The organism is Flagellimonas olearia, from assembly GCF_004150225.1.
Classification (GTDB): domain Bacteria; phylum Bacteroidota; class Bacteroidia; order Flavobacteriales; family Flavobacteriaceae; genus Flagellimonas; species Flagellimonas olearia.
This window is the reverse complement of sequence record NZ_ML142908.1, coordinates 230,324-242,483: the sequence shown is the minus strand read 5'-3', so window position 1 is coordinate 242,483 and position 12,160 is coordinate 230,324. Positions and strand designations below refer to the sequence as shown.

The window sequence follows — 12,160 nt, the reverse complement described above, 5'->3', positions numbered from 1 at the left end:
CTTTTCAATTTTTTATTAAAAGGTAGCATTTAGTCCAATGGTGAAAGTTCTTGGCCTAGGGAACGCCGTGTAATCGATACCTGCAATTGGAATACCGTTCAATAGGTCCGTGGAACCGTTGGAGTTACCTGGGGTAACACTTACCTCGGGATCTAGACCGCTGTAATCGGTAATCAAGAATAGGTTTTGTCCTGTAACGGATAACCTCAAACTTTTCAGGACGTTATCACCGCTCAGCGGAACATTGTATCCAAGGGTCAGGTTTTGGAGGCGAACAAAATCCGCACTTTCCAAAAACCTGGTGGACACGGATGCTTCAGCCAAACCGGATTCGTTACTGGCAGGTACATCAGGAGTCACGTTACGGGCATTTTGAATGGCCCCTGCGGTGAAGAACGCGTTGGCAGTGTTGTTGTACACCGCTGCTCCAAACTGACCACTCAAATAAGCGGATAGATCCCAGTTTTTGTAGCTAAGATTTGTGGAAAACCCTCCGGTGATATCTGGCAGTGCAGTTTCGCCAACGTAAACTTGGTTATCGATACCTCCTGTGAAAATGGGTTGTCCATCGCCATCGTATCCTTCAAACTGTCTCAAGAAGAATGCGAACAAAGGTTGTCCTTCTTCCAAGCGCTGTGAAAAAGCGTTGGATAGCCCTTGACCACGAATCTGCCCGGATGGGATGATTACCTGTCCTCCGAGTGGGTTTCTAAGTTTTTTGATCTGGTTGTCGTTATAGGCGACGTTAAGACCGGCACTCCAATTGAAATCGGCACTCTGTACCAAATCATAGTTTATGGAGAATTCCACCCCTTGGTTTATGATGGAAGAGTCAAAGTTTCCAAAAAAGAACTGTTGGGGGGCGGGTTGTGCAGAATTTACACGTAAAAGTACATCCTGGGTGTCTTTACGGTAAAAGTCAACCGAACCATTCAACCTGTCATTTCCAAAACCGAAATCAATACCAACACCATATTGGACGGTTTCCTCCCATTTCAAATCATCATTGGGGAAGGCCACGGTTTCCGTTCCAGGAATGTTGATGTCACCACCATCTGAAATTACCTGATCTGGAACAGCGTATCGTGATCTAAAGATATAGTTGGCATGACCCAAACCATCCTGGTTTCCTGTGATACCAAAACTCAACCTAAGTTTAAGGGTTGACACGGAATCACCAATAAAATCTTCTTCGTTCAATTTCCAGGCAAAGGCGGCAGAAGGGAAGTACCCATACTGGTTGTTTCCACCAAATCTTGAAGAACCATCCGCCCTGACCGTTGCTGTGAACAAATACTTGTCTGCGATGGTGTAATTGACCCTTGCAAAGAAGGATTGAAGCTCGTCTGTAGTGTCAAAAGTATCCACAAACAAGGAATTCACCCTTGTTCCGGTTACCGTTCCAAGGTTGTCGGTGACGATATCGGGAACCAATCTATTGACAAATACCCCATTGGTGTTGGGAGCATATCCGTATTGTTGGTATCTACCATCTATATTTTGTTCGATAACGTTGACCGTTTTATTAAGGTGGTCCGACATTTCATTTAAATCAGTGGTAGCAAATCCGAAACCTCTTGCATTTCTACCGGAATTGGCAAAGTCTTGGAAGGAGAAACCTACTATCGCATCAAGGTTTGAGTTTTCAAATTCCTTTTTATAGTTTAGGGTGGCCTCGATCAATCTATTCTCAATATCCAAATTGTTGATGGCACCACGCCCATTTCCGAAGGTTCCCCTATCAAGGTTTCGTCCCAAGGAAGAAGCGACTGCATTTCTGGTGGCTTCGGACTTATCGTATCCCAAGTTGATTTTACCTGTAAGTTCCGGAGTGAAATCATATTCGGCAGAGAAGTTGATCAATGCCCTATTGGTATTGCTCAAAGATTGGATGTAATCCGTAAGTACTCGTGGGTTCAATTGTCCGCCCGAGTTGTATTCAGGGTTGCTGGGCCAAGTAGGATTTGCAGAGTATGCAGCTCCCAATAGGTCTCCTCTAAATCCGGCACTACCACTAAGCGCTGGAGATTCATCGTTTACACGGGACATGGTTCCCTGAAGATTGAGTCTTAATTTGTCGTCCAAGAACCGATGACCCCAGTTCACTCTTCCCGTGATTCGCTCCATGGAGGAGTTTTGTACAATACCAAATTGCTTTCCGTAACCAAAAGTGGCCCGGATATTACCTTTTCCGTAGTTGTTTGAGTAAGTTATGTTTTGATTTTGCGAAACCGCCCTTCTTGTCACAACATCTTGCCAATTGGTGCTGTAACCTGCATCTTGGGCTACTCTATCCCCGCCAAACTGTTCCACGGCATCAAGAAAAGCTTCTCTGCCTAAAAGAGGCAAATCATTGGCCGGGTTTGAAATACTTAAAGTGGAATTGAATTCGAATACGCCACCTTGGCTACCCTTACCACTCTTTGTGGTTATGATAACGACACCGTTGGCACCCCTAGATCCATAAATTGCGGTTGCAGAAGCATCTTTAAGGATACTCATGCTCTCAATGTCGGATGGGTTCAAGAAAGCCAATGGGTTTTTTGAACCACTGGTACCAAAACCGATGTTCCCGGATTCGGGTGCCGTGTCACTGGTAAGAGGAATACCATCCACAACAAAAAGTGGGTTGTTATTGGAACGGACCGATGTTGTACCCCTGATACGGAGTGCGATTCCAGCTCCGGGTTCACCACTGGCCTGGGTAATCTGTACACCAGCCGTTTTACCTTGGATCAATTGTTCAGGAGATGAGATGATACCTCCATTGAAATCCTCCGAGGTAACAGCGGCAACCGCTCCGGTTGCATCCTTGATCGTGGTTTGTCCATAACCGATGATAACTACTTCATCCAAGGCTTGTGCATCCTCTTCCAAAGTTACATTTACCGTAGATCGCCCATTGACACCAACCTCAACGGTCTTATAACCTATGTAGCTAAATACCAAAACAGAGGAATCCTCAATGCCATCCAAGGTATAATTACCGTCAAAATCGGTCTGGGTACCATTGGTAGTACCTTTTACAAGTACGCTTGCCCCGGGCAACGGTCCAGTTGCATCCGAAACAGTACCTGACACTGTCTGAGCTTTTGCCAAGCCAAAGCATAAAAATGCCCCAAGCATCAAAAAGCTTTTTAGTAGCGTAATCTTCATAAATAATTAATTTTAAGTTTAGTTAATTTTAATTCAAGTGTTAAACATATATAAAAAATATGTTAATTAAAATCTAAGCATATCCGCAATATCAAACGAAAACGGTTTCGTGTTAATAACTTTGGATATGTGTAAGGTTGACAAAACTTAATGGGTTGGTTTATGCATATTACAAAATAAGATAAGAAAAATAAGAATTCTGTAATATGTCGCTAATATAGTATTTTTTATTTTTACAACGCTTTAACATTTCTATAAGAGTTTTTAAGAGAGTTCAAAAGTTTTTTGTTAAAAAACATATTTTGGTCAGCCCCCTTTTCTATAATGAGTAATTTCCAATTTATTATTAAATCAAATCCCTGATTGTTGAAAGCAAAAATTACCCTAAAAGATATAGCAAGAGAACTTGAAGTGTCCATTTCAACGGTTTCAAAGGCGCTGAAGAACAGTGAGGAAATTAGCCGGGATACCAAAGAAAAAGTCCAGGCATTTGCCAGACTGTACAATTACAAGCCCAATAATATAGCCATTAGCCTCAAGAACAAGAGGACCAAGAACATTGGGGTGGTCATTCCTGATATTGTGCACCATTTCTTTACCACGGTGATCAGGGGCATTGAAAAGTATGCCAATGCCAGGGGGTATAATGTAATTGTATGCTTGTCGGAGGAGTCCTTTGATAAGGAAGTGATCAATATGGAGATGCTGGCCAATGGCAGTATCGATGGATTTATCATGTCCTTGTCTTCCGAAACACAGCAAAAAGGGGATTATAACCACCTAAAGGAAGTAACGGAACAAGGTATTCCCGTAGTACTGTTTGATCGTATCACCAATGAGATTGAATGCGACAAAGTTGTCATTGATGATGAATTGGGAGCTTATATGGCCACCAAAAAACTGATTGAACAAGGAAGAAAGAAAATAGCGCTCATCACAACCGATGATTACCTCAGTGTGAGCAAGGCCCGAACAGTTGGATACAAAAAGGCCCTCACCGAAATGGGAATTGGGGTGGATGAATCCAAAATTCTAAAATTACCCACCATGGAAATGGATGAGGCTGGTATTAAAACCTTTTTGGAGACCCAAGAATTGGACGCCGTACTGTGTGTCAATGAAATATTTGCCGTCTACAGTATGCGATTGGCCCAAAAGAGTGGTCTACGAATCCCTGAGGATATATCCTTTATTGGTTTTACGGACGGAGTTTTATCCAAATATGCCAACCCAAGCTTAACGGTGGTGGCACAGCATGGGGAAAAAATGGGGGAGATGTCTGCCCAAATGTTGATCGATAAGGTAGAAAGTGAGGAAGATGAAGAGACCTACCAGACCAAAATCCTTGAACCCACCTTGGTAATTCGGGATTCCATAGTCCATTAACATAGGATTTATGGTATAAGTATCTTTGCCATTACATTTATCTAAAGCAATGAATCAAGAATACATAACAGCACACCCTTGGTCCATTATCGAAGAAGGATTTGACCAAGAATTGGTGCAATCTTCGGAAAGTTTGTTCAGTCTTGGGAACGGGGCCATGGGACAACGGGCCAATTTTGAGGAACACTATTCCGGGGAAACCTTCCAGGGCAGTTATATTGCAGGGGTCTATTATCCTGATAAAACCCGTGTGGGATGGTGGAAAAATGGTTACCCAGAGTACTTTGCCAAAGTGCTCAACGCTCCCAACTGGATTGCTATTGATATTTCACTGAATGGTCAACCCTTGGATTTGGCCCAATGCAAGAAAGTGGATCACTTTCGTAGGGAGCTCAATATGAGGGAAGGGTGGTACAAACGCAGTTTTGTGGCCATCCTGCCCAATGATTTGGAAATTGCGGTTGAAGTGACCCGTTTTTTAAGTCTGGACCTGGATGAAGTGGGCGCCATACAATATACTATACAACCGCTTAATGGAGGTGCTGATGTTATGGTAACACCCTATCTGGATGGAGGAATAAAAAACAGGGATAGCAATTGGGACGACAAATTCTGGAACATCACTGGAGTAACCTCCGAAGAAAATCGAGCTTTTGTGGAGTCCCATACCATGAAGACCCATTTTAAGGTCTGTACCTTCATGCAGAGTGAATTGTATGTGGATGGGGTCAAGGTTGATGAAAATCTGGCTGGAAAGAAAGATGAAACTTCCGTGGGCCATACCTATTCCGTAAGTATTAAAAAAGATGAAACCCTTACCCTCATAAAATACGGAGGCTATACAGTGGACAGGAACCATCCGGCAGACCAACTTCAGGAAGCCGCCAACAAGGTTTTGGACCAAGCATCCAAACTCGGTTTTGAAACCTTGCTGCAAATGCAAAAAGAAGCATGGGCCCAGATTTGGGAAATGAGCGACATTGCCATTGAGGGCGATGTAAAGGCGCAACAAGGAATCCGGTTCAATATATTTCAACTCAACCAAACCTATCTCGGTAGGGATTCCAGATTGAATATTGGTCCCAAGGGGTTTACCGGTGAAAAATATGGGGGAAGCACCTATTGGGACACCGAGGCCTACTGCTTGCCATTTTATATGGCCACCAAAAACCAAGAAGTGGCATGGAACCTGTTGGAATACCGTTACAACCATTTGCAAAAGGCCATTGAGAATGCGGAAAAATTGGGGTTCAAGAATGGCGCGGCCCTATATCCCATGGTTACCATGAATGGAGAGGAATGCCATAACGAATGGGAAATCACCTTTGAGGAAATCCATAGAAACGGGGCCATTGCTTTTGCCATTTATAATTATCACCGTTTCACTGGAGATTACAGCTACATCCCCAAAATGGGCATGGAAGTCTTGATAGGGATAGCCCGATTTTGGCGCCAACGGGTCAATTTTTCAGAAGAGAAGCAACAGTATGTGATGCTGGGCGTAACCGGACCCAACGAGTACGAGAACAATGTCAACAACAACTGGTACACCAATTATTTGGCCAAATGGTGTATGGAATATGCCGCGGAACAGTTCCAAATAGTTTCCAAAGCCTATCCGGAGGATTACCAACGCATAGTTTCCAAGGTCAAGTTGACTTCGACTGAAGTTGAAGACTGGAAGCAAGTGGCGGGTAACATGTATTTTCCTTTTTCTGAAAAACACCAAGTGTTTTTGCAGCAAGATGGGTTTTTGGATAAGGAATTGGTTCGGGTGCAAGATTTGGACAAGTCCGAAAGGCCCATCAACCAAAAATGGAGTTGGGACCGTATCCTTCGGTCTCCCTATATAAAACAAGCCGATGTGCTCCAAGGCTTCTACTTTTTCGAAGACCATTTCAGTCAAGAAGAGTTGGAGCGTCATTTCGATTTCTATGAACCGTTCACGGTGCATGAATCTTCCCTTTCACCTTGTGTGCATAGTATTCAGGCTGCAAAATTGGGAAGAATGGAACAGGCCTACACCTTTTACTTGAGAACATCCCGATTGGATCTGGACGATTACAACAAGGAAGTGGAAGAAGGACTGCACATTACCTCTATGGCCGGCACTTGGATGAGCATTGTGGAAGGTTTTGGTGGAATGCGGGTCATGGATAACGTACTGAATTTTACGCCTCGAATTCCAGAACAATGGGAATCGTACGCCTTCAAAATCAATTTTAGGGACCAAATAGTGACCATGACGGTTTCGACCCAAGGAACGGCCTTTACAGTTTCCGGGGATAAAGCCATGACCATTCAGGTAGATGGGAAACCCCTACAGTTGATGCCTGGGGAAACGGTACATGCCTAAAAGTTCCTTTATTTTGCGGTTGGAAAAACCATGAGAGACCCCATGAAGCAAAAAGCCATAGTATATCAGGTCTTTACCCGACTTTTTGGAAACACCAATACCCATAACATTCCATGGGGGACCATTGCAGAAAATGGACTGGGGAAGTTTGCGGATTTTACTGAAAAAGCTTTGGGGGAAATCCAAGCTTTGGGGGTCACCCATGTCTGGTATACCGGAGTGCTGCACCATGCATTGGTCAATGATTATACTGCTTATGGCATTTCCAATGACGATTATAATGTAGTCAAGGGACGTGCGGGCTCACCTTATGCAGTAAAGGACTACTACAATGTGAATCCTGATTTGGCTTTGGATCCTGCCAAGCGACTCGATGAATTCAACGAACTTGTCCAAAGGACCCATAAATTGGGAATGAAGGTGATCATAGATATAGTTCCCAACCATGTGGCCCGCAAATATGAAGGGACCAATAACCCTGAAGGAGTGGTGGACTTGGGCGCCCATGACGATGTTACGAAGGAATACGATGTCAACAATAATTTTTATTACATCCCTGGTCAGCCGTTTCAGTTGCCCCATTGGGAACATGGATATGTGCCTCTAGGCGGAAAAAACGTTCCGTTATCAAACCAAAAACTTGAGGAAAACCCCGCCAAATGGACCGGAAATGGTTCCCGAATGGCCCAACCCCATTTCAACGATTGGTATGAAACCGTAAAGATCAACTACGGGGTACGACCGGATGGCATCAAGGATTTTGATGAATTGCCTTGGGATTTCAAGGGCAAGGATTATACGGAACACTTTCAGTTTTGGGAAGATAAGACCGTGCCCGATTCTTGGGCAAAGTTCAGGGATATTGCACGGTACTGGTTGGATTTTGGTGTGGATGGGTTTCGCTATGACATGGCGGAAATGGTGCCGGTGGAGTTTTGGAGCTACCTGAATTCCAACATCAAAATGAAGAAACCGGACGCCTTTTTAATGGCTGAGGTATACAATCCAGACCTGTATCGGGACTATATCCAACGGGGGAAAATGGACTACCTGTACGATAAAGTGGATTTGTATGATGGTTTAAAACATATCATGAAGGGGTATGGCTGGACAGACCATATTCCCGTGGTGCAACAAAAAGTGCTGGATATTGAGCACCACATGCTCCATTTTTTGGAAAACCACGACGAGCAAAGAATCGCCAGTCCGGAATTTGTGGGTAAAGCAGAAATTGGAAAGCCGGCCATGGTTGTTTCGGCCACTATTGGGACATCGCCAACCATGATTTATTTTGGACAGGAGGTAGGCGAGCCCGCTGCAGAGGATGCGGGTTTTGGAAAGCCCACACGTACCTCGATTTTCGATTATATTGGAGTGCCCCACCATCAACGTTGGATGAACCATAAAGCATTTGATGGAGGTCAATTGTCACAAGAAGAAAAGGAGCTCCGGGATTTTTATGCCCGCCTTTTGAACTTTACCAAACAAAGCTCTGCTTTGATGGGCGAATACCAAGAAATCCATTTTTATAACAAGGAACGTACCGAGAACTATGATCATAGGGTCCTTTCCTTTGCGAGATGGACCGATGGTGAAAAACTACTGGTCGTTTCCAATTTCGATGCCCATAAAAACTATGCTTTTGAACTTAAGGTTCCGGAAGATCTCATAGCCAAATGGCAATTGAAAGATGCGGTTTACGACCTTTCCGAAGAACTATATGGAAAAGTGGAATCGACCTTATTGGTGGAGAATGGGCAGGGAAAAGTGTGGGTGGAACTACAGCCTTTGGAATCCTACATTTTTAAATTGGGCCAATAAAAAAGCGGATTGCTTTGCAATCCGCTCCAGTTTAAGGTTGGTTAGTTGCCTTACGATTTTGCAGCTGTTTTTTGGTAGATCAGTGCAATGATGGCTCCTATAATTCCGTAAAAAACAATGTCCAGAACGGCTTCAACAATATGGCCGGTCATATCCATCAAACTCATGGTGGCATAGGCAATGAGCCCTGAGCCCAATCCAACAAGAGCACCTATCCATGCCCCGAACTCAAATCCTTGGCCTAAGGAGTGATGGCCCCGGGCCCATTTGCTGTACAAGGTGCTGAGGATAAAGGAGGCGATAAGATTGGCTAGAGCTATAATCCCAAGATCGGGAACTTCTTTCATGGCGTTGACAATGGTATGTTCAGTAAAAAAGTCTACGGTGGCGAGACCCCAAATGAGGTATCCCAGAAAAAACATGACAATCGTTGCGACCAAGGTGGCCAGCAAATTGGATTTTGAAAACATGGTTGTAGTTTTTTATTGGTTACGAATATGATAAATGTATTAAATAAAATTTAACAAATCGATAAAAATCAGCGCTTTAAAAAATTAATATCATTCTTTTTGATGGACTAATTCGTGAATTTTTCATTTTTAAATGTAGTTCCCAGATTCAATTTTCATGTTGTATTTTTAACTACCATAAAATCGGAAAAATGAAAAAAAATCTACTTTGGATATCAATTGTCATAATACTCTCTAATAGCTGCGGAATGAAAGAATCAAAACCATTGGTCATTGGACATAGAGGTGCCATGGGCCACGAAACCGAAAACACATTGGCGTCCGTTCAAAAGGCAATGGACTTGGGAGTGGACATGATAGAGATAGACGTTTTTCAAATAGAAAGTGGCGAAACTGTGGTGTTTCATGATGATACTGTGGATAGATTGACCAATGGAGGCGGTAAAATAGAAGAGTTCAATGTGTTTGACATGAAGCAGCTTATTTTAGATGGGGGACATTCAATTCCTTTGTTGCAGGATGTACTGAAACTCATTGACAACCAAGTAGGATTGAATATAGAGTTGAAGGGAGCGGGAACATCGGAGAGAGTGGACTTTATTGTGAAAAGTTATATTGAAAATAGGGGCTGGTCACCGGACAATATTGTCATTTCCAGTTTCAATTGGGACGAGCTCAAGGAAATGCGAAAGCTCAACAAGGATATCAAGATAGCGGTACTTACCGGCGAGGATCCCGTAAAAGCCATTGAAGTGGCCAAAGAATTGAATGCTGTGGCCATAAACCCAAGATACACCACCTTGACCGCGGAGAATGTGGAACAAATGCAGGACGAAGGATTGAAAGTCTATACATGGACCGTCAATGAACCTGGGGATATCCAACGAATGAAAGATTTTGGGGTGGACGGTATCATTACCGATTATCCTGAACGTGCCCATTAATGTTCGATGTAATTATCGTTGGCGGAGGTGCTGCCGGTTTTTATGCCGGAATCCATATTGCGGAGCGGGCACCCCATGCCAAGATTGCCATTTTTGAACGAGGGAAGACTGTACTGTCCAAAGTAAAGGTTTCGGGAGGTGGCCGGTGCAATGTGACCCATGGCGAATTTTCCCCTCGGGAACTTTCCACCAACTATCCACGTGGGGAAAGAGAGCTTCTGGGGCCTTTCCACAATTATGCCCCCATGGATGTCATGGCCTTTTTTGAAGAACGGGGAGTGCCCCTCAAGATTGAGGAGGATGGACGCGTATTTCCCGAAAGCGATTCTTCACAATCCATCATAGACTGCCTTGTGGGTGAGGCCGAACGATTGGGCATCACAATTTTGCGGAACAGCTCTGTAAAACAGTTTGAAAAAAACGGGGAGGAATGGCAGGTGACCACCATGAACAAGCACTACCATGCCAAAAAGCTACTGCTTACTACAGGGAGTAACCCCAAAATATGGGAGCAGTTGAAAGCAATGGGGCATACCATTGTCTCTCCCGTACCATCCCTTTTCACGTTCAATATCAATGATGAACGAATCAACGGAATCCAAGGAATAAGTGCCTATGTTTCTGCTGAAATCCCTCCAAAGAGAACTTTCTCTTCCGATAAAGTCCAACTGAACCTAAAAAGTGCTAAAAAGGAGGAACCCGTTTTACAGTCCGAAGGCCCTTTGTTGATTACCCACTGGGGATTGAGTGGCCCGGCCATCTTAAAACTGTCCGCATGGGGGGCCAATATTTTGAACAAATACAACTATGCATTCCGGTTGAACATCAATTGGACACCGGAGTATACAACTGCTTCCATGGAACGACTACTCCGGAAAATAAAGGAAGTGGAACCCAAAAAAACGGTTTTGAGAACCCATGCCGTTGAACTACCCCGCCGACTTTGGGCAAAATTGGTCCATGCGGCACGCATCAAAAAAGATGAAAAATGGGCTGACCTTACCAAAGAGAAACTTCAAAATTTGGCCGAACAACTCACGGCTTCCTCTTTTAAGGTGGAAGGAAAAAGCACCTTTAAGGAAGAGTTCGTTACTGCGGGAGGGGTGGATTTGAAGGAAGTCGATTTTAGAACGTTCGAAAGTAAAATCATTCCCAATCTTTATTTCGCTGGGGAAATCATTAACGTGGATGCCATTACGGGCGGATTCAACTTTCAAAATGCATGGACAGGAGCTTATTTGGCCGCACAGGCCATAGCCTCATCCGAATGATTATTGTAGGAGCATGGCAATTCCGGCAGCCAATGCCGCACCCAATATTGGGCCTATGACTGGAATCCAGGAATAACCCCATCCGTTGGACCCCTTATTTTTTATGGGAACTAAGGCATGGATGATTCGAGGCCCCATATCCCTGGCCGGATTGATGGCATAGCCTGTGGTGCCTCCCAAAGACAGACCAATGCCCCAAACAATCAAGGCTACGGGCAAGGCGCCCAATGAACCCAGACCAATAATGGTATTGTCCGAGGACATCATGGCATCGGTAAAATACAGTACGGCAAACACCAAAACAAAAGTGCCCAAGATTTCGGTCAAAAGGTTTAAAAAGGTATTGGGAATGGCCGGAGCATTGCAAAAGACGGCCCGCTTTGTGTTTCCATCGGCAGTGGCATCAAAATGGTCTTTGTTGATCAGCCACACCAAAAAAGCTCCCAACATGGCCCCTATGAACTGCGCTGTAACATAGCTTAGGATAGCGTCCATGGGGAATTCCCCTGCCACAGCCAGACCAATGGTAACGGCCGGATTGAGATGTGCACCGCTGTAAGGTCCGGCAACTACGACCCCGGTATAAACCGCAAAGGCCCATCCGGTGGTGATCACGATCCACCCAGAACCATTTCCATAGGTTTTTTGTAGAGAGACATTGGCATTGACACCGCACCCTAAGAGAATCAAAAGGAAGGTGCCCACAATTTCGGAAATGAAGGGAGTCATATGGATTTTGGTTTAGTGTTTACAGTC

The 12,160-nt window shown here is 44.2% G+C and carries 8 protein-coding genes; 5 read left to right on the top strand and 3 right to left on the bottom strand.

Annotated features, from left to right (window positions below):
• Positions 1 to 15: 15 nt before the first annotated feature.
• A complete protein-coding gene (locus tag DN53_RS06340; RefSeq protein ID WP_129653556.1) occupies positions 16 to 3,156 on the bottom strand; it encodes a SusC/RagA family TonB-linked outer membrane protein in 3,141 nt (1,046 codons plus the stop codon).
• Positions 3,157 to 3,522: 366 nt separating this feature from the next.
• Between DN53_RS06340 and DN53_RS06335 the strand changes: the two genes are divergently transcribed.
• Genes DN53_RS06335 through DN53_RS06325 form a run of 3 tightly spaced genes read left to right on the top strand, consistent with a single transcriptional unit; the run spans position 3,523 to position 8,719 of the window.
• Positions 3,523 to 4,542, top strand: a complete 1,020-nt coding sequence (locus DN53_RS06335) for a LacI family DNA-binding transcriptional regulator (protein ID WP_129653555.1) — start codon at positions 3,523 to 3,525, stop codon at positions 4,540 to 4,542.
• A 49-nt stretch (positions 4,543 to 4,591) separates the two neighbouring features.
• A complete protein-coding gene (locus tag DN53_RS06330; RefSeq protein WP_129653554.1) occupies positions 4,592 to 6,898 on the top strand; it encodes a glycoside hydrolase family 65 protein in 2,307 nt (768 codons plus the stop codon).
• A 30-nt stretch (positions 6,899 to 6,928) separates the two neighbouring features.
• A complete protein-coding gene (locus DN53_RS06325) occupies positions 6,929 to 8,719 on the top strand; it encodes an alpha-amylase family glycosyl hydrolase (protein WP_129653553.1) in 1,791 nt (596 codons plus the stop codon).
• A gap of 50 nt (positions 8,720 to 8,769) precedes the next feature.
• On the opposite strand, the gene DN53_RS06320 is transcribed toward DN53_RS06325, so the two are convergent.
• Positions 8,770 to 9,189, bottom strand: coding sequence for a hypothetical protein (locus tag DN53_RS06320; protein ID WP_129653552.1), 420 nt, complete (start codon positions 9,187 to 9,189; stop codon positions 8,770 to 8,772).
• 248 nt (positions 9,190 to 9,437) lie between these two features.
• Here DN53_RS06320 and DN53_RS06315 point away from each other — a divergent pair, with 248 nt between their 5' ends.
• Together DN53_RS06315 and DN53_RS06310 are read left to right on the top strand one after the other, a co-directional pair.
• Positions 9,438 to 10,133 (top strand): glycerophosphodiester phosphodiesterase, encoded by a 696-nt coding sequence (locus DN53_RS06315; protein WP_129653551.1) that lies wholly within the window; start codon positions 9,438 to 9,440, stop codon positions 10,131 to 10,133.
• Complete coding sequence (locus DN53_RS06310) at positions 10,133 to 11,404, top strand: BaiN/RdsA family NAD(P)/FAD-dependent oxidoreductase (RefSeq protein ID WP_129653550.1); 1,272 nt, start codon at positions 10,133 to 10,135, stop codon at positions 11,402 to 11,404. The genes DN53_RS06315 and DN53_RS06310 overlap by 1 nt, the downstream gene beginning before the upstream one ends.
• Here DN53_RS06310 and DN53_RS06305 read toward each other — a convergent pair whose 3' ends face one another.
• Positions 11,405 to 12,133 (bottom strand): MIP/aquaporin family protein, encoded by a 729-nt coding sequence (locus tag DN53_RS06305; protein WP_129653549.1) that lies wholly within the window; start codon positions 12,131 to 12,133, stop codon positions 11,405 to 11,407.
• Positions 12,134 to 12,160: the final 27 nt, after the last annotated feature.

What these genes read in the sequence shown, in the direction of transcription:
- DN53_RS06305 (WP_129653549.1), bottom strand. Translation starts at nt 12,133, where the DNA reads ATGACTCCCTTCATTTCCGAAATTGTGGGCACCTTCCTTTTGATTCTC.
- DN53_RS06320 (WP_129653552.1), bottom strand. Translation starts at nt 9,189, where the DNA reads ATGTTTTCAAAATCCAATTTGCTGGCCACCTTGGTCGCAACGATTGTC.
- DN53_RS06315 (WP_129653551.1), top strand. Translation starts at nt 9,438, where the DNA reads ATGAAAGAATCAAAACCATTGGTCATTGGACATAGAGGTGCCATGGGC.
- DN53_RS06325 (WP_129653553.1), top strand. Translation starts at nt 6,929, where the DNA reads ATGAGAGACCCCATGAAGCAAAAAGCCATAGTATATCAGGTCTTTACC.
- DN53_RS06310 (WP_129653550.1), top strand. Translation starts at nt 10,133, where the DNA reads ATGTTCGATGTAATTATCGTTGGCGGAGGTGCTGCCGGTTTTTATGCC.
- DN53_RS06330 (WP_129653554.1), top strand. Translation starts at nt 4,592, where the DNA reads ATGAATCAAGAATACATAACAGCACACCCTTGGTCCATTATCGAAGAA.
- DN53_RS06340 (WP_129653556.1), bottom strand. Translation starts at nt 3,156, where the DNA reads ATGAAGATTACGCTACTAAAAAGCTTTTTGATGCTTGGGGCATTTTTA.